The 17,791-nt window shown below is 58.5% G+C and carries 20 protein-coding genes; 9 read left to right on the top strand and 11 right to left on the bottom strand.

Annotated features, from left to right (window positions below):
- Positions 1-5 precede the first annotated feature (5 nt).
- A complete protein-coding gene (locus AB4Y89_RS03925) occupies positions 6-557 on the bottom strand; it encodes a septal ring lytic transglycosylase RlpA family protein (protein WP_442299588.1) in 552 nt (183 codons plus the stop codon).
- Positions 558-816: 259 nt separating this feature from the next.
- Here AB4Y89_RS03925 and thiD point away from each other — a divergent pair, with 259 nt between their 5' ends.
- Positions 817-1,614 carry a bifunctional hydroxymethylpyrimidine kinase/phosphomethylpyrimidine kinase gene (gene thiD, locus AB4Y89_RS03920; RefSeq protein ID WP_442299864.1) on the top strand — a complete coding sequence of 266 codons (798 nt, stop codon included), beginning with the start codon at positions 817-819 and terminating at the stop codon, positions 1,612-1,614.
- Between the two features lie 140 nt (positions 1,615-1,754).
- A complete protein-coding gene (gene thiS, locus AB4Y89_RS03915; RefSeq protein ID WP_442299587.1) occupies positions 1,755-1,976 on the top strand; it encodes a sulfur carrier protein ThiS in 222 nt (73 codons plus the stop codon).
- Position 1,977: 1 nt separating this feature from the next.
- Here the strand turns inward: thiS and AB4Y89_RS03910 are convergent, their stop codons facing one another.
- From AB4Y89_RS03910 to AB4Y89_RS03895, 4 genes are all read right to left on the bottom strand, one after another.
- The gene (locus tag AB4Y89_RS03910; RefSeq protein WP_442299586.1) at positions 1,978-3,117 is read right to left on the bottom strand and encodes a putative nucleotide-diphospho-sugar transferase; all 1,140 of its coding nucleotides are present in this window, start codon (positions 3,115-3,117) and stop codon (positions 1,978-1,980) included.
- A 12-nt stretch (positions 3,118-3,129) separates the two neighbouring features.
- Positions 3,130-4,656 carry a lipopolysaccharide biosynthesis protein gene (locus tag AB4Y89_RS03905; RefSeq protein ID WP_442299585.1) on the bottom strand — a complete coding sequence of 509 codons (1,527 nt, stop codon included), beginning with the start codon at positions 4,654-4,656 and terminating at the stop codon, positions 3,130-3,132.
- Positions 4,657-4,871: 215 nt separating this feature from the next.
- Complete coding sequence (locus AB4Y89_RS03900) at positions 4,872-6,209, bottom strand: sensor histidine kinase (RefSeq protein ID WP_442299584.1); 1,338 nt, start codon at positions 6,207-6,209, stop codon at positions 4,872-4,874.
- A gap of 10 nt (positions 6,210-6,219) precedes the next feature.
- Positions 6,220-6,477: a hypothetical protein gene (locus tag AB4Y89_RS03895; RefSeq protein ID WP_442299874.1), complete on the bottom strand. Its 258-nt coding sequence runs from the start codon at positions 6,475-6,477 to the stop codon at positions 6,220-6,222.
- On the opposite strand from AB4Y89_RS03895, the gene ribA reads away from it, so the two are divergent.
- Complete coding sequence (gene ribA, locus AB4Y89_RS03890; protein WP_442299863.1) at positions 6,379-6,957, top strand: GTP cyclohydrolase II; 579 nt, start codon at positions 6,379-6,381, stop codon at positions 6,955-6,957. The two genes, AB4Y89_RS03895 and ribA, sit on opposite strands and share 99 nt — an antisense overlap.
- Before the next feature lie 112 nt (positions 6,958-7,069).
- Here ribA and AB4Y89_RS03885 read toward each other — a convergent pair whose 3' ends face one another.
- From AB4Y89_RS03885 to AB4Y89_RS03865, 5 genes are read right to left on the bottom strand one after another with little or no spacing between them, the layout of a single operon-like run.
- Entirely contained in the window at positions 7,070-7,570 is a 501-nt protein-coding gene (locus AB4Y89_RS03885) for a DinB family protein (protein WP_442299583.1), read from the bottom strand.
- Entirely contained in the window at positions 7,570-8,451 is an 882-nt protein-coding gene (locus AB4Y89_RS03880; protein WP_442299582.1) for a glycine betaine ABC transporter substrate-binding protein, read from the bottom strand. The genes AB4Y89_RS03885 and AB4Y89_RS03880 overlap by 1 nt, the downstream gene beginning before the upstream one ends.
- Positions 8,448-9,080: an ABC transporter permease gene (locus tag AB4Y89_RS03875; RefSeq protein WP_442299581.1), complete on the bottom strand. Its 633-nt coding sequence runs from the start codon at positions 9,078-9,080 to the stop codon at positions 8,448-8,450. The genes AB4Y89_RS03880 and AB4Y89_RS03875 overlap by 4 nt, the downstream gene beginning before the upstream one ends.
- Complete coding sequence (locus AB4Y89_RS03870; RefSeq protein ID WP_442299580.1) at positions 9,077-9,844, bottom strand: ATP-binding cassette domain-containing protein; 768 nt, start codon at positions 9,842-9,844, stop codon at positions 9,077-9,079. Before AB4Y89_RS03870 ends, AB4Y89_RS03875 begins: the two co-directional genes overlap by 4 nt.
- Positions 9,845-9,873: 29 nt before the next feature.
- Positions 9,874-10,659 (bottom strand): AAA family ATPase, encoded by a 786-nt coding sequence (locus AB4Y89_RS03865; RefSeq protein ID WP_442299579.1) that lies wholly within the window; start codon positions 10,657-10,659, stop codon positions 9,874-9,876.
- A gap of 274 nt (positions 10,660-10,933) precedes the next feature.
- Between AB4Y89_RS03865 and gap the strand changes: the two genes are divergently transcribed.
- The 6 genes from gap (at position 10,934) to AB4Y89_RS03835 (ending at position 16,856) form a co-directional block, all read left to right on the top strand.
- Positions 10,934-11,938, top strand: coding sequence for a type I glyceraldehyde-3-phosphate dehydrogenase (gene gap / locus AB4Y89_RS03860; protein ID WP_442299578.1), 1,005 nt, complete (start codon positions 10,934-10,936; stop codon positions 11,936-11,938).
- 5 nt (positions 11,939-11,943) lie between these two features.
- Entirely contained in the window at positions 11,944-12,315 is a 372-nt protein-coding gene (locus AB4Y89_RS03855; protein ID WP_442299577.1) for a cupin domain-containing protein, read from the top strand.
- The gene (locus AB4Y89_RS03850) at positions 12,316-12,690 is read left to right on the top strand and encodes a RidA family protein (RefSeq protein ID WP_442299576.1); all 375 of its coding nucleotides are present in this window, start codon (positions 12,316-12,318) and stop codon (positions 12,688-12,690) included.
- A 24-nt stretch (positions 12,691-12,714) separates the two neighbouring features.
- Positions 12,715-13,929, top strand: a complete 1,215-nt coding sequence (locus tag AB4Y89_RS03845; RefSeq protein WP_442299575.1) for a phosphoglycerate kinase — start codon at positions 12,715-12,717, stop codon at positions 13,927-13,929.
- Positions 13,930-14,240: 311 nt separating this feature from the next.
- A complete protein-coding gene (gene tpiA, locus AB4Y89_RS03840; RefSeq protein WP_442299574.1) occupies positions 14,241-14,987 on the top strand; it encodes a triose-phosphate isomerase in 747 nt (248 codons plus the stop codon).
- Between the two features lie 123 nt (positions 14,988-15,110).
- Positions 15,111-16,856 (top strand): thiamine pyrophosphate-dependent enzyme, encoded by a 1,746-nt coding sequence (locus tag AB4Y89_RS03835; RefSeq protein ID WP_442299573.1) that lies wholly within the window; start codon positions 15,111-15,113, stop codon positions 16,854-16,856.
- A gap of 100 nt (positions 16,857-16,956) precedes the next feature.
- Here AB4Y89_RS03835 and AB4Y89_RS03830 read toward each other — a convergent pair whose 3' ends face one another.
- Complete coding sequence (locus AB4Y89_RS03830) at positions 16,957-17,781, bottom strand: fumarylacetoacetate hydrolase family protein (protein ID WP_442299572.1); 825 nt, start codon at positions 17,779-17,781, stop codon at positions 16,957-16,959.
- Positions 17,782-17,791: the final 10 nt, after the last annotated feature.

The raw sequence follows: 17,791 nt of genomic DNA, 5'->3' as shown, positions 1-17,791 counted from the left end.
CGATTTTAGCGGTAGGCCAACAGCAACGGCTGCACTGACGCTGTCTGGGCCACCAGAGCACGAATCTGGTCCGGATTGCTGCCGTTTACCGGGTCAATGCGAACCTTGCCAAGACCGGCTATCCCTAATTTGCGGGCAGCGGCATAGGAAAGGTCGACGATCCGATCTTCGAGCAGAGGACCACGGTCGTTCACGCGAACAAAGATGGACTTCTTCGTCTTGAGGTTCGTAATGCGCGCCCAGCTTCCCAAAGGGAGCGTACGGTGGGCGCAGGTCAGGCCGTGCATGTCGAAGCTCTCGCCGTTGGCAGTTGTCTTTCCCTGGAACTCGGAACCGTACCAGGATGCTTTGCCGATCTGATACCAGGGCTTTTTGGACGTCGCCTTACGAGTCTTGCCATCGTTCGGCGCCTTGTTGAGATCGCGAGGGAGATCCGTTGAAACGTCGGTCGGAGCGGCCGATGTAGCTGTTGCTGAAACACCTAAACCGAAGGCCACAACTCCTGTCAGCAAACGTGGAATACGGTTCAGCAGCCGGGAAGAAAATTGTTCTTGCATACGTTCTTACTCCACTGTTATTTTCTAGTTTCCTGAAACGCTAAGTCAAACAAACCCAGAGACTTACCTTCATTTATCGACTTGCCCCCCAGGCCTCACCGTGGTATAGAAGAACGGAGGTCGCAGGAGCTTTTGCGGTCATTCTGGGGCCCAGTGCTACATTGCATACTGAAAGAGGGATGCTTTCCGTACCAACTTCAGTTGGCCAGGGAGGACCTTTCCACAGATTTTTTTGCCTTTTTAGGTTGGAGAAACAACCCTGAAATCCTCCAAAAACCTTCTTACGATCGCCGGTTACGACCCCTCATCCGGAGCAGGCATCACAGCAGACCTTGCCGTCTTTGCCGCCCATGGCTTCTTTGGAACAAGCGCCATCACCGCGTTGACCGTCCAGTCCACGACCGGAGTCGCATCCGTTCACCCCGTAGAACCGGCGGTTCTGGCAGAGACGCTGCACGTTCTTGATGGGGATCTGCCGCCCGCCGGCGTCAAGCTCGGTATGTTGGGCTCAAAAGCGGTGGTGGAGGTCGTCGCAGAGTATCTTCAGCGGCTTACCTGTCCGGTAGTTCTGGATACGGTCCTTCGATCCAGCTCGGGCAAAGCTTTGCTGAGCCCGGAGGCCATGGCCGTGTTCCGAGGCCTTCTGCAACAGGTCGACTGGGTAACGCCGAATGTCGATGAACTGTCGGTTCTGACCGGTATGCCGGTCGCTACGCCCCGGGAGATCGAGAGTGCCGCCCTTGCATTGGGCCAACAGTACGGAGTCGGTGTCATTGCGACCGGTGGCCACCTGGAGACTCCGGACGACTACGTCCTGCTGCCCGGCGACACGGCAGGGCTTTGGCTTGCCGGTGAGCATATCCCGACCCACGCAACTCATGGCACTGGCTGCGCCTTCTCGAGCGCCTTCTTGTGTCGCCTGGTGGAAGGGCAGCTGCCAGTGGAAGCTGCCGGAGCGGCTAAGGAATACGTCCGGCAGGGGATGCTGCGGGCGACGACGATCGGACACGGGAAGGGGCCGCTGAACCTCTTGTGGCCGCTTACACAGAAGCCGTAGAGCATTTTTCCTGTTGCTGGGTATCCCGGAAGGAGCGTACAGCGGCGTTTTCATTGGGGAAAACGCCCATAGATGTGGAATCCCTGCACTACACCTACAGGAAAAATGCTCTAGCCGCAATTTAGGGTAGAACTAGAGGTATGCCGTTGCTGATTACGCTCAATGGAAAGAGCAAAGAGTTTCCGGATCTGAACGAGGGCGCGTCCGTGGGGGATTTAGTCAGCGCCTCAGGCCTCAAAGGTGATCGCGTCGCCGTGGAGCTCAATGAAGAGATCGTCTCGCGCCGCAGGTGGGAAGAGACCTTTCTGAGGACCAATGACAAGGTCGAAATCGTCCACTTCGTGGGCGGCGGCGCCTCCTAAACTAACCAATTTCCAGCTTCTCCCGGAGCTCAGCAATACTCTCATTCCGCTGCTGGAAGTGGCGCACGACGGTTCCATAAGAGACATCCCGGGAGACTCGTTGTTTGTCCGGACAGACGATCACCGTCCCATCCACCGAGAAGCGGCGATAGGTCGGCTGTGTTTCCATGTCCCTGATGCCCGCCTCTGCAATCTGATGGTTGAGGGCGAGTTGGTCATCCAGTTCTAGAATCACCTGATCGGCGAAGCGCTTCATAAACCCCAGGGTGGCTGTTGTGGGGTGGAAGACCATGAAGCCACAGCAAAGGATGAACCCCTGTTTGCGGGCCACATCCATGGGAATGGAAAAGTCTTCCTGGGCAACGATGTCGGCCTGTGGCAGGGTGGCAAGCATTGTGTCCAGATCAGCAACCGCGACCGCATCAATATCCATCGAGTAGACGGCATGCCCGCGCTCGAGCAGCGTCTTCAGGATCAAGGAGCGCAGCACCCAGAGCAGATGCCGGCTGTGAGGATTGATCTTGCCGTTGGCGTCGAAGAGGAAGTAGGAGGAGATGTCCAGAACGCGGCAACATTCCAACCGTGAAGCTACATCGACAGCTTTGCTGTCGAGAGCAATCACCAGAAAACGCTGGTCGACGTACTTCAACGCCTGTTCCTTCCAGAGCTCGAACATCTCCAGATAGTGACCGCTGAGCGTAATAATCGTTACGCGGCTACCGGATCCAAGCGCGAGCGCCTCGATCTGCCGATGAAGGGTATCGGAAACCGTCCCATCAAGAATCTGGGTAAGGTACCGATGCATTGTCTCAGCGACTACGGCAGCGTGCCCCTGGTCGCGTTGGGCGACCTTTTGCAACAGGTCCCGCCCTAAAGAGGGGTTGCCCAGCCGCATGGCCATTTCGGCGATCTCGAGATCGATCGCTGCGTCTTTGCCAAAGTCACGCTTCAGTAGCCGTTCAAAGAGCGTCTGGGATGTGCCGCTCCTCCTGGAGAGCAGAAGAGCATAGGAGAGCCTGCCGCGGTCGAAGGCAGCAAGCGACGGAAGGGGACCGGCGTAAACCAGGCTCGCCACCGTCATGGTCCACCATCCCATCCGGGCACACAGACGGCTGCTTCCAAGAAATAGTCGCGTCAACATGGTTGTTTTCTTTCAGGCGGAGCGAGTCTTGAGAAACCGGCTTCTGAACCGTTGCTGCAGGATGTCTTTCAGTTCACCGATCCCGAAGTAGGCGTATGCGGCAGCGGCGAACAGCAGAGCTGCGGCGCAGGAGAAGCCTACAACCGCCCACAGTGACCAGTTGACCTCGAGCTTGGAGGGGTAGAACGACAGGGCGAACGCGACGCTCATAAAGATGGCCAGCCGGGTAATTGGCTGCAGGCTGACCTTATATTCGGCGGGGAAGATGTCTTCATTGAAGCGAACGACGGCATAGGTCTGGATGATCTCCCAGACCAGCCAGCAGAGGATGAAGCCCGTAAGGCTGTACATCTTCATGATCGGAAGGGATACTCCCAACATCACGAGATAGCCGACCACACTGAAGACGGCGAAGCGCTCGTGCTTGTTCGAGGAGGACTGGAACTGGGTCTTGTGTTCCTTGATTCCGAGTACCGCCGACACAATGGCCATCAGGAAACAGAGCTTTGGATCGTACAGATTCCGTTTGTGCAGCCAGACCGTAAAGAGGAATGGGCACATCAGGAAGCTTCCGATGGTGACGATCGGTGTCAGGAAGAGGACCACCCGCTCCGACAGATCGTAAAGCTTATGCAGGGCATTCCAGTCGCGTTTGCCGAAGAGCATGGTGATGTCCTGAGAGATGGTAGAGCTGGCGATCGAGAGGATCTGCCGAGCCATCTGGAAGACCACGCGCACCAGGGCGAAGGTCGCCACGGCCGCCGGGCCAAGCATACGCTGGATGATGATGATAGGACCCTGCCAGGTAAGGAAGCCGGCCAGGGCAATCAGCAGAAAGTGGCCGCTGGGTTTGATGATCGCCCGGACATGCTCCATGCTGCCGTATCGCAGTGACGGCAGAAGGATCGGCGCATTCCGCCGCATGTCGATCATCACCAGGATTAGGAAGGTGAAGAAAGCCCCCAACTGCGCCCCGGCGACGGCTGGGAACGAACCGTGCATCTTCACGGTCAATGCAATGCATACGATGGAGAACAGTCGCTGCGCACTGGCCCAGTAGTTTCCGCGGTGCAGTTGGCCCACGACCATGTAGCTGTTGGTCATCAGGCTGAACAGCATGTTCAGGGCGATCTGCAGGATCAGCAGGTATAGTGCCAGCGCATTCTGGAACGGAGTTTCGACCTTCAGGTTCAGGTACGACGCGATCGGCAGAACAAAGACGATCAGGCCGGCGATGGCAAAAAGCGTAAAGAACCCAACCAGCAGCCGCAGAGCCGCACCCTGAACATTCTTGGCGCCCTCAATGTCGCCGCTGTTGTACAGGATCGACATCTGGTTGTTGGAGTAGTTCTGGATCCCGTAGTTGAGGGTGCCCAGGTAACTGACGGCGGCGCTGAGCGCAATCCATTCGCCGTAGACCATGATGCCGTTGGAATAGGACCGGAGAAACAGTGGCGGCACGATGAGCTGCGAGATGATCGTGACGCCTTGACCTAGAAAGTTCGTGAAGAGCGTCTTAAAGATTCGGCGCAAATTCATAGAAAATGAGTGCTGTAAGGTCCTTTAGGCTGATGCTGGAGAGGAAGGCTCGAAGAAGAACCGTGTTTTTCGCATGCTAGCACAGCAAGAGTGCAGCGCTTGCAAACAGCAGAAAACAAAGATGATCTCGAAAGAACGCAGGCTGGGAAGCAGCTGCGAGAATCCACTCTACAGAATATGTGTTATCGGACGTAAAGAGTATAGGCCGAATATGGCTACGTCTCTGATAATGCCGCCGCCTCGTGGGCGTGCATAGCCGGCATTTTGAGAGTCACTCTGGTCCCCCTGCCGGGACGGCTGTTGGTCTCCATGGAGGCCGAATCGCCGTACAGCACCTCCAGACGTTCGCGGACATTGCGCATTCCGATGCCTGTTCCCGGGCGAACCAGGCCGCTCACCGGTGACGGCGCGTTGTTCTCCGGAGCCATCCCGATGCCGTCATCTTCCACCTCAATCAGGAGCTGCTCGCCATCCAGCTTGCTGCGAAGCGTGACCGTACCTCCGGTAATCCGAGGCTCCAGACCATGCTTGATGCTGTTCTCAATCAGCGGCTGCAGGATCATGCTGGGTACGACGAGATGCTCCGTCTCCGGGCTGATCTCCTTTACGAAACGCAGCTTCTCGCCAAACCGGACGACCTCGATTCGAAGGTAGTTGTCGGTAAACGCCAGCTCCTCTGAGAATGGGACGAACGCTTCTCGGTCCTTCAGGAGGACCCGCAGGATATTTGCCAGCTTGACCACCATCTCCCGCGCCAGCTCAGGCTTGAACCGGACTAGCGAGGCGATGGAGTTCAAAGTATTGAAAAGAAAGTGCGGATTGATCTGCCGCTGCAGCGCGTCCAGGCGGGCTTCCAGCAGCAGGCGGGTCTGCTCTTCCAGCTTTCGCTCGATGCGGACCGCATTCCAGATCTTCAGCGGAATTCCCACGACTACGGGCGAACAGGCGCAAAGAGCTAGTTCTACAAGCCATCTGTTCGAGTGTAGCGAGAAGAATCGCCTGGGAAATATTGTAGCTAAACCACTTGCGCCAAGTTCAAGAACCGCAATCAGGAGCAGCAACAGCAGTTGCCGGTCCAGATGGGGCCTGCTGAGGTTTCGACGGACCCAACGGTAGAGGCTGAGGTCGATAAGGGGCGTGAACGACCAGACGTCTTCCAGGCTGGTAAATGAGCGAAATCCCCCGGCAAAGCTCCCGACCAGCATGTTCACCGGCAACGCCAGGTACTCATGGTGGAGCAGGGCCGGGAGAGCCAGGAAGATACCGCCCAGCGTTGCAGGCCCCGCCCCCAGGACGAGCCCCAGCAGAATCACCGTTTCGAAACTGATATCGGCAGCTAGAAAATTTGGGACGATACTCCGCAGCCAGACACCCAGCATCAATGGTGTGCAGATAAGCGCCAGAAGAATCAAGGTTTGCCGCCGCGTGCGATGGTGCGACAGCAACAGATCCTTGAAGACGCTTGACCGTGAGAGTGAACTGGAGACCGCCGCCGCCACACCCAGCTTTACCAGGAGCGTGATGAGGATCAGCTTGGGGTCGGTGGGATGCATAGGGCCATTCTTACTCTAGCTGTCTTTTACCAGATGGTGACAACTCCTCCGAAGCCAAAGCCGCACCATATTCATCTAAGTTAACGGAACTATAATCAACACAATGCCCTTTGAACGAGTTAGTAAAGTAGCTGAAGCCGATCTGCCCACCCGTTGGGGCCAGTTTCGGATTCACGGTTTTGAGGGCGTAGTCGCCAATCCAGAGCCGTGCAACGAAGCTTTGCCCGCGCCTGCGAAACGGATTGAGGGTGTGGTTGCGCTGGTCCATGGCGATGTCTTCTCTGCCCCTCCCCTCGTGCGGGTGCACTCGCAGTGCCTGACGGGAGATGTATTTCATTCCCTTCGTTGCGATTGCCGTCTCCAACTGGAGTTGGCCATGAGCATGATCATCGAGGCCGGAGCCGGCATCCTGATCTACGAGCAGCAGGAAGGCCGCGGCATCGGCCTGATGGCGAAGCTGCGCGCCTATGAGCTGCAGGACCACGGACGGGACACCGTTGAGGCAAACGAAGAGCTGGGCTTCAAGGCAGACTGCCGTGACTTTGAGTTGCCGGCCGAGGCCTTGAAGCTGCTTGGCATCACCTCCGTGAAGCTGATTACCAACAATCCGGAGAAAGTGGCTGCGCTGGAAGCTGGCGGAATCAAGGTCGTTGAACGCATCTCGGCCGAAGTGGAACCCGAGGCGACCTTCGAGAGATATCTCCAGGTAAAGCGCGAGAAGATGGGCCACCTGCTACCTAGCATCTAGGGAACCGTTCTCCGGGGCTGCGCTGTCTGCCCGGCCATGTCCAACTGTGTCTTGAGATGCTAGACTTCCGGGGTTTCGGTAGACGCAAGTGCTCTAAACAGCACTGCCGGCATCAGTCCTTCAGCCGAAACCCAACGACGACCTTGGAGGTAGTAATAGCCTGGCCGACGTGACGTTGCGTGTGATCGGCGACGTGGACCAGCAGGCCGGCGAGGGTGACAGGAAGTCTGTCGCGTCCGACATGGCGAAGTTCTCCAAAGCCAGAAGTGATCGCGAGAACACGGTCACGGGACGTGGCTAACGCGCCGCCGAGCTCCGCGAGAATCTCTTCGGGAGTTCCCTGCGGATCTGCCTCAGAGCGAAGCAGGATCAGTTGCATCTCGGTCAGCGAACCACGTTCGGCGTAGGTCAGAAGGCGATCGAGAGACCTCGCGATATGACGAAGCTGAAACGCGACCGAAGGCAGGTTATGCGGCCTCGCGTGCAACTCTTCCCGAGAGAGGTCCTTCGACCACCGATAGAGATCTTCTTCCGCAAGATCAAGGGCGTGCAGTACCGCCCGGCGAACGGGTTCGATTTCAGTGCGGCTGCTGCGGAGCCAGGGTTCAACCATCACAGTCCCTTCTTTTGGCGGAACTCTCGTACGAGTTCGACAACATCCCGATGATTGCCGTCAATCTCGTGATTCAGCGCTTGCATCTCTTCGGCAGAGATCTTTCCGGCAAGCTGTTGCAGCGCCACTGCGAGCCCTGGGTGGCGCCGGAGTGCATCCTCCCGGACAAGCGGCACGGCCTCATAGGGAGGAAAGTAACGTTTATCATCCAGCAACACAACCAGGCCCAGCGCCCGGATAGGCCCATCGGTCGAGTTGCCGGAGACAATGTCCACCTGATGGCTGGCGAGGGCGCGATACAGCAGACCGAGATCCATGACCCGTGGAGAACCATTGAAACGGAGCTGATAGGTCTGCTGCAGGCCTGGCAGCCCGTCCGGGCGCGACTCAAACTCGTAGCCGGTACCAAGCTTCCAATGCGGGGCGAACTGGGCAGCCTGGGAGAGCGTCTGTACGCCGAGCCGGGCGGCATCATCCTTCCGAAGCACCATGGCAAAGGTGTTTTCGAAGCCTAACGGCTGTGCGACGGTGACGTGATGCTGCCTGGCGTAGATGGTGCGGATGGTGGCCAGCACTCGTTCTGGATCGCGGTCCAGCGGTTGTTTGAGTACGGCAGTCAGCGCAGTCCCGGTGTACTCCGGATAGAGATCGATCCGTCCCTGCACCAACGCCTGGTGCGCGATATAGCTGCCCGCGAGATAGAAACGGCGCTCGACACGCTCGTGGGTGGTGCTTTCGATCTGCTGTGCCAGCAGCTCGCCAAGGATGACCTGCTCCGTAAAGTTCTTGCAGCCAACCACGATGCGTGATGCCCGCGGAGGCGCACAGGCCACAAGACTAAGCAGAGCCAGCATTGGAATCAGAAGGAATCTGCGGCTCATGCTCGTTTCACCGTCAACTTCTTTTCCGCAAACCCAAGCGCCGCATCCGCCAGTAATGCCAGCAAGGCGGCCGGAACCGCCCCGGCAAGAACCAGGCTGTTATCCACGGAGGCGACACCGCGGAAGATCAGTTCGCCAAGACCGCCGGCGCCGATGGCTGCTGCAATGGTCGCGACACCGACGCAGGTCACGGTGGCGGTCCGGAGGCCTGCGAGGATGACAGACGCCGAGAGCGGCAGCTCCACCTTGAGGAGTCTCTGACGCGCCGTCATACCGAGCGCGGTAGCAATGTCGGTCAGCGTCGGATCGATACTGCGAATTCCGGCATAGGTATTCCGAAGGATTGGCAGCAAGGCATATCCAGTGAGGGCCAGGATGGCCAGGCGAGCTGCATTTTCTCCAAGCCACGGCACCGGCAGAAGCAGACCGAATAGTGCGAGAGACGGCACGGTCTGCAGCACGTTGGCAAAGCCGATGATGGGTCTGGCCAGCTTCGGCCTGCGGGAGAGCATGATGCCAAGCGGCAGCCCGATCACCGTCGCCAGCAGCATCGCAAACAGCGTAAGCCACAGGTGCTCAAAGGTCAGCCGGGCTATCTCATACCCGTGCGCTCGGAGGAAACCGGTCATGCCATCGGCTCCTCGTGGTTGCGGTGATTGTGCCGAACAGCGCGGATGTACTGCCGCACATGGGGGTCGCTGGAGGGCATCACTTTGTTCGAAGGAAGGTCCGCGACGACGCGTCCACCTTCCAGAAAGATCACCCGCTGTGCGAGATAAAGAGCCTCTTCCAGATCATGCGTCACCAGGAGGACCGTCTTATGGAGACGCTCGATCAGCGATGCCATCATCTCCTGCATCTCCACCCGGGTAACGGGATCCAGAGCTCCGAAGGGCTCATCCATCAACAGGATTGGCGGATCGGCCGCCAGAGCCCGTGCAAGCCCCACACGCTGCCGCTGACCTCCGGAGAGCTGCCATGGATAGCGGCGGGCGAAGCTCGTTCCTTCGAGGCCGACCATGGGCAGCAGTTCAGCAACACGTGTAGCGATCTGCGTCTTCGACTGCCCCGCCATCTCCAGGGGAAGACCGACATTGCGCTCGATCGTCATATGCGGAAAGAGACCGGTCTCCTGGATGACGTAGCCTATCCCGCGGCGGAGCGCGATACAGTCCTGGGACGCGACAGGCTTCCCCATCACGCGCGCCTCTCCGGCGGTAGGCGCCGCCATGGCGTTCACCATGCGTAGAAGAGTGGTTTTGCCGCTGCCGGAGCGGCCAAGGAAGGCAGTCGTGCTTCCCTGCTCTACGGCGAGATGGATTCCGCTCAAAATGGAGCGGCCGCCGGAGAGTACGAGCGATAAGGCGTCGAACTCAACGGCGGCCATGGCCATAAAAGGGCCTCTCCTGATTGCCGGGGACTTCAGGCCTCTGCGGCAGGCGCAGAATCGTCGTTAGGGCCGCTCTTGACGCGGACGACGGTGACCTTCGAGAACCCTTCTTTGAAGCTTGGCGGTCTCAGACGTTCAGCCATCTTCTTCATGACGTCGTCGGAGACACTACGCTCACGTTTGCGGTTGCGCTCCATGCAGATCTCAAGTGGCACGTCAAAGTACACGGCGTGCACCTCGTAGCCGAAGCTCTTGGCCATTTTGATCCACTGGCGACGCTCATGCGCCGAGAGATTGGTGGCATCGACGTAATTCCATGGCATCTTGGCGATAAGCCGGGCCCGGAGCAGCGACCTCAGGGTGGAAAAGACCAGCCCCTGATAACGCTGCTCGGTGATGTCATCGAACAGAATACTGCGTAGCATATCGCTCGAAAGCGGGGTTACGCCACGGCGCTTGTACCAGGTGGTTTTCCCGCTTCCGGGAAGACCGATGGTTAGCACCACATAGCCGCGTGGCTGTCGCGGAGACGCCGTCGAGGGGTCGTCAGGCTGAGATGCAGGCGGCTCAGCAGGCTGAGTCTCGACCTCTACCTTTCCCTCGGCAACGGCCTCAGGGCCGGCCTCAAGCGCCTCTGCAACCGCGGAAACCTCGCTTGCCGCGACAACGTCGGGTGGAGGTTCAGCCGCAGCCTGCTGGCCAGCCGGTTCATCAGGATAAGCGGGACGCAACGGAGCTGGCTGGTCGGCAGGTAACTCCTGACCGATCTTGCCAGTGGACTCCGAATTGTTGGGCCCGCGGCGGGAACGTCTTCTCATCTTTTCGCGCATCCATTCGCGCATATGTTTCTGCTTGTAACACAGTGACTTGCCAGCCGCAAACTCCTCCCTCTCCGGAGGTATTCGGCTGGGTAATGGGAGGCCATAGTTTTGGCTAATGGCGAGGCCACGTCCTGGGCCACTCGTTATTTGCGGGGCCCTTGCCCTGCTGGTAGCATCGATCTTTAGACGTGCGTCTGCCGCCAACCAGCGGCCTGGAAACGCGAAATGCTACTCGTTTCAACCTGTGAATTGAACAAGGAGCCAACTGCATATGGCAGTGAAGGTAGGAATCAACGGCTTCGGCCGCATCGGCCGTAATGTCTTCCGCACCGCAATCAATAACCCTGAAATTGAGTTTGTCGCCGTTAACGACCTGACCAGCCCGGCGACGCTGGCACACCTGCTGAAGTACGACTCCATCCTGGGCAACCTGCCGAACGAGATTTCGGCCGGTACGGACTACATCCAGGTGGATGACAAGAAGATCAAGGTCTACGCTGAGCGTGACCCCGCCAAGCTTCCCTGGGCCGAAGTTGGCGCCCAGATCGTCGTCGAGTCGACCGGTCACTTTACCGACGCCACCAAGGCGAAGGCTCACCTCGGCGAGACCGTCAAGAAGGTCATCATCTCCGCCCCTGCCACCAACGAGGACATCACGCTCGTGCTGGGTGTGAACCAGGAGAAGTACGACCCCGCCAAGCACAATGTCCTGTCCAACGCGTCGTGCACCACGAACTGCCTTGCTCCCGTGGTGAAGGTGCTGCATGAGAGCTTCGGCATCGTCAGCGGCATCATGACGACGGTCCACAGCTACACCAACGACCAGGTGATCCTGGACTTCCCGCACAAGGACCTGCGCCGCGCCCGCGCCGCTGCCATCAACCTGATCCCGAGCTCGACCGGCGCCGCCAAGGCCCTGAAGCTGGTGATTCCGGAGATGGCCGGCAAGCTGGACGGTTTCGCAATCCGCGTCCCAACCCCGAACGTCTCGGTTGTTGACTTGACCTTCGTCGCCGAAAAGCCGGTGACCATTGAAACCGTCAATGCCGCGATCAAAGCCGCTTCGGAAGGCCCGTTGAAGGGCATCCTCGGCTACACCACGGAAGAATTGGTCTCCTCTGACTTCAAGGGTGATAACCGCTCCTCGATCTTCGACTCGTCCCTGACCAAGGTCATTGGCAATACGGTGAAGATCATTAGCTGGTACGACAACGAGTGGGGCTACTCCTCACGCGTGAAGGACCTGATCCTCTTCCTCGAGCAGAAGGGGCTCTAACGCACGTGGCCCCGCTTGAGGTCATCCTGAAGCGATTCGAGACGCCGGACGAGATCCGGATCTTCGAAAAAGGCAGGTTTGAGGTAGTGCGGCTGGGTGGCATGTCCATCGGCCGCGCTACCTATGAACCAGGATGGAAGTGGAGCGAACACGTGGGTAAGGCGTCGGGTCAGACCAGTTGCCACGTAGAGCATGTCGGCATGGTGGTCTCCGGCCAGGCAACCGCAGCCATGGATGATGGCAATGTCATCGTCATGAAGCCGGGGGATCTCTTCTACATCGCTCCGGGACACGATAGCTGGGTAGTAGGCGAAGAGCCGTACGTATCGTTACACTTTCTTGGCGCCGATCATTACGCACAAAAACAGGAGCTGTAAGTGACACGCACGAATATTGCAGGCACTTCTCCCTATGAGCCGATCATTGGCTTCTCCCGCGCGGTCAAAGTTGGCGGGCACGTCCATGTCTCCGGTACGGGACCGGTAGGTGCTGACAAGGAAGACGTGGCCGCCCAGACCCGCAAGACCCTCGAAATCATTCAGATCGCGCTGGAAAAAGCCGGCGCCCGCCTGGACCATGTGGTGCGCACCAGAATGTTCCTGACCCATACGGCGGATTGGGAAGAGGTGGGCCGTGTGCACGGCGAGTTCTTCGGCAGCATTCGACCGGCGGCGACGATGGTGGTCGTCAAGGAACTGCTCAATCCCGACTGGCGTATCGAAATCGAAGCCGACGCATTCATCACAGACTAGTTTTCAGACAGGACACCAGACAGTATGGCCAAGCTCTCCATCCGCGATCTCGATTTGGACAATAAGCGTCTCTTCATCCGTGTGGACTTCAATGTTCCGCTGGCGGATGGAGGACATTCCATCACCGACGACACCCGTATCCGTGAGACCCTTCCCACGATCGAATATGCCATCCGCCATCATGCAAAGGTTATTCTGGCGGCGCATCTTGGCCGTCCCAAGGGGAAGGTAAATCCTGAGATGAGTCTGCGCCCGGTCGTCGACCGCCTGCGCCAGTTGCTGGATCATGCGCTGGGTGAACAGGTCAACGTTGCCTTCTCTCCGGATTGTGTCGGCGAGGTCGCGGAAGAGTTGACGCGTCAGCTTGAGAGCGGGCAAGTGCTCCTGCTCGAGAACCTGCGATTCCATGCCGAAGAGGAAAAGAACGATCCCGCCTTCGCAAAGAAGCTGGCCAGACTCGCCGACGTCTATGTGAATGACGCTTTTGGTGCAGCTCATCGCGCTCACGCCTCGACCGAGGGTATTACGCACTATGTGCAGCAGTCTGCTGCCGGTCTCCTGATGGAGAAGGAGCTGAACTATCTCGGCAAGGCTCTGCACAACCCCGATAAGCCGTTTGCGGCGATCATCGGGGGAGCCAAGGTCTCCGACAAGATCGAGGTCATCGAGAGCCTGCTCGATAAGGTCGACACCCTGTTGATCGGTGGAGGCATGGCCTACACCTTCCTGAATGCCAAGGGTCAGAAGACGGGTAAGAGTCTGGTGGAAGCCGATAAGATCGATGTCGCCAAGGCTGCCATGGACAAGGCGGCCGCGAAGGGTGTGAGGCTCCTGCTGCCGGTCGATCACGTTCTGGCCGACAAGTTTGACGCCAAGGCGAAGACACAGATCGTCGACGGTGAGGGCGACTTCCCTGCCGATTGGATGGCGCTGGATATCGGTCCAAAATCGATTGAACTGTTCAAGCACGTCGTTGCTGACGCACGCACGATTGTCTGGAATGGACCGATGGGCGTCTTCGAGATGCCAGCCTTCGCCAAGGGAACCATGGCGATTGCCCGTGCAGTAGCGGCGAATCACGATGCCACCAGCATTGTGGGCGGAGGCGACTCTGTCGCAGCCGTTCATGCCGCCGAGGTCACGGATCGAATCACGCACGTCTCCACCGGCGGCGGAGCCAGCCTGGAGTTCCTCGAAGGCAAGAAGCTGCCCGGCGTGGAAGCTCTAACAAACAAATAGCCACTTAATGCGAATTCTGTTGATCGCGATCACGACAGCTATCTCAGCGGCGCTGGGTGGCTGTCTGGTCGCGCTCGGCACACTGATTACAGGAGCAGTCCATTCTTACGAATCATCAAGGAATATCGCCGGAGTAACGGCGAGCGCAAGCCCCGCTGCTGTCGTTGGAGGTACGCTCCTCGGGGCATTGGCAGGCTATCTGCTTGCGCGCGTTTTCTTTCCTCACAGGGAATAGTTCCTCCCGCCGAGTCACAGATCTCCTGCTTGAGGGTTCGGCGAAACGCGTTCTCAGTTCGATAAAATGGTTGGCCATGCGTAAAAAACTGATCGCTGCCAACTGGAAGATGTACAAAACTCCTTCCGAAGCGCTGACCTTTGTCGAGGCCTTGTTGCCGCTCGTGGCTGGACATACTCGCGATGAGATCGTGCTCTTCCCTTCCATCACATCGCTCGCGACAGTCATTAATCGTGTCCGTGGCACCAATGTCGCAGCCGGCGCGCAAAGCATGCACTGGGCCAATGAGGGAGCCTACACCGGCCATACCTCCCCGGTCATGCTGATCACGCTTGGCGCGACCCACGTACTCATCGGTCACTCCGAGAACCGTCAGTACGATAACGAAACCGACGAGCGTATCAACCTGAAGGTGAAGGCAGCTATCTCTCACGGTCTGACCCCGCTGCTCTGCATCGGCGAACAGCTTGATGAGCGGGAGTCGGGAAAGACGGACGATGTTCTCGCCAGCCAGTTGGCCGGAGCCCTTGCCGGCTTTCCGAAAGAGCATGCGGACAAGCTGGTCGTCGCATATGAGCCGGTATGGGCTATCGGCACAGGCCTGACGGCAACACCAGAGATTGCCGAAGAAACACACGTCCTCGTTCGCAATCACATGGCACAGCATCTGGGCGATGTGGCCAACGAGATCCGCATTCTTTACGGCGGCTCCGTCAAACCGGAAAACTCAAAGGCGCTCCTGGAACAGCCCAATATCGATGGAGCTCTTGTGGGTGGCGCCAGCCTGAAGCCGGACTCTTTCGCGGCCATCGTGCAGTACTGAGTCGGAGCTTCCCATACACCGGTGACCATTTCCCGGTGTATGGGTTCAACAGAACTTCCCTTTCGACAGCCGGAAAACTGCCCCACAGAACGCAGCATCAGAGTTCGCGAGAGGGGCAGACCTATGTCAAATACATCGGATGTACTGGTGGAGCGGCTGATCGCCTGGGGCGTGGACACGATTTTCGGTCTTCCCGGCGATGGCATCAATGGAGTTTTCGAAGCGTTGCGGCAGCGGAAAGACCGCATCCGGTTTATCCATGTGCGGCACGAGGAATCTGCAGCCTTCGCCGCATGCGCTTACGCCAAGTTCACGGGAAGGCTGGGCGTCTGTATCGCCACCTCTGGTCCGGGCGGAATTCATCTGCTCAATGGCCTTTACGACGCCAAGCTGGATCACGCTCCTGTCCTTGCGATCACGGGACTGCAACATTCAGATCTGCTCGGGACCTTCTCTCAGCAGGACGTCGCTCTGGATAAGCTCTTTATCGACGTCTGTGAGTACAACGAGCGGGTCATGAATGGAGCTCATATCGAGAGCCTGACCGACCTGGCGATACGAACAGCGCTGGCCAAACGAGGTGTCGCGCATCTCACGCTGCCCGTCGACGTCCAGACACAGCCGGTCAAGCAAGGGCGGTCCGAACGGAATCCTCCGCATCACACGACTGCAACGCCGGCCTTTGATACCCATCTTCCCGCTCAGGTCGACCTGCAGCATGCCGCCGACATTCTGAACCGCGGCAAGCGGATCGCTATCCTAGCCGGCCAGGGAGCATTGCATGCGACTGATGAGCTGGAGCGTATGGCGGCAGTCCTGGGAGCTCCGATCATCAAATCGCTGCTTGGTAAGGCAGCGGTCCCGGATGATAGCCCCTACACTACCGGTGGTATCGGATTGTTGGGAACGGAGCCGTCACAGACCGCACTCGAAGACTGCGACACGCTGCTCATGGTGGGCACATCTTTTCCCTACATCGAGTTTCTGCCGAAGCCTGGCGATGCAAAGTGCGTCCAGATCGACTGCGACCCGCAGCGCATCAGTCTTCGATACCCGGCCGACGTTGGCATCGTGGGAGACACGCGGGTATGTTTGAAGGCCCTGCTGCCGATGTTGAAGAAGCATGACGACCGCTTCCTGCGAAGCGCCCAGAAGGGGAAGCAGAAATGGGCGGAACTGCTCGAGAAGCAAGGAACCCATCTCGAAAAGCCGATGAAGCCCCAGGTTGTCGGCTGGGAACTGGGCAAGCGAATTCCTGCGAACGCGATTGTCACCTCGGACTCAGGAACGATTACGACCTGGTGGGCGCGCTATGTCCCCGCTCTCCGCGGGCAGAAGCATAGCTGCAGCGGCAACCTCGCCAGCATGGCCTGCGGCCTTCCTTATGCAATCGGCGCTGCTATCGCGTATCCCGATCGGCCGGTCTACTGCATCATCGGCGATGGCGGTCTTTCGATGTTGATGGGCGAACTCATTACCATCGCGGCCTACCAGTTGAATATCAAGGTCATCGTTATCAAGAACAACACTCTCGGCCAGATCAAGTGGGAGCAGATGGTGTTTCTGGGGAACCCTGAGTACGCCTGCGATCTCTTCCCTGCCGATTTTGCCGCGATCGCACGAGGCTGCGGTATGCCCTCATGGAGGATCGAAGATCCGGCGCGCTGCGGTGCAGATCTGGACCTCGCTCTGCAACGGCAAGGGGCTGCGCTGGTGGAGGCGGTGGTCGATCCCTTTACGCCACCGATGCCGGCGAAGGTCAAGCCATCCCAGGCCGCTAAGTTTGCGGAGTCGCTCATGCGGGGAGAACCGAACCGCGGGAAGATCGCTCTGACAGCTGTCTCCGATGCGGTCCGCGAACTGGTCTAACCACATTCGTGCCCGCTCTTAGTGCAGAAAGGCAGACCCATTCAGGGCCTGCCTTTTTTGTTGCCAGAGACATGAGGCAGTTTTTCTACAGGGCTACAATTCAGGCGACGTGATTCTCGAGTGTTCCAATTCCATCAATCGTGATGCGGATTCTATCGCCTGATGCCAACGTGAAGTTGTCCGGCGGCACCACGCCCGTACCCGTCATCAGGAACACGCCGTCCGGGAAGCTGCACTCACGGAAGAGATATCCGGCAAGCTCTTTCAACTCACGTTTCATCTCTGCGATCGATGTCTCTCCCGTAAAGAGGGCTTGTCCGCCACGGAGGATCGTGATCGAAATGCCGGTGGACTTCGTAATCGGCTCCGTCGCCAGCAGGATACATGGCCCCAGAGCGCAGGCGCCGTCGTAGTTCTTTGCCTGTGGCAGATAGAGCGGGTTCTGACCTTCGATATCGCGTGAGCTCATGTCATTGCCGATGGTGTATCCCGCAATCTCACCTTTGGGTGTCAGCAGCATGACGAGCTCCGGCTCCGGCACCGACCATGTTGCATCGCGGCGAATACGCACCGGACTGCCCGAACCCACGACGCGCTTCCCGGCGGATTTGAAGAAGAGTTCCGGACGCTCTGCATAGTAGACACGATCGTAGAAGTCACCACCGCCGGCATCCTTCGACTCCTCCATGCGCGCGCTGCGGCTGCGATAGTAGGTCACGCCAGAGGCCCAGACCTCCTGGCTTTCTACCGGAGCCAGCACCGTCAATCCATCGAGCGAGGCGCCGCCCGCACTCTGGGTAGCGGCTTTGGCACGCTGTTGCAATTCGGGGGAGGTCAGCAGTTCATCCCAGTTGGTTGCTGTAACTGGATAAAACACCTGATCCGCTTCAACAAATGCTCCGCCTGACGTGCGATAAAGTCTCATTTCTCTCTCC

The sequence above is a fragment of the Terriglobus sp. 2YAB30_2 genome (assembly GCF_052114765.1).
In the GTDB taxonomy this organism is placed as follows: Bacteria; Acidobacteriota; Terriglobia; order Terriglobales; family Acidobacteriaceae; genus Terriglobus.
This window is presented reverse-complemented; position numbering and strand designations above follow the sequence as displayed.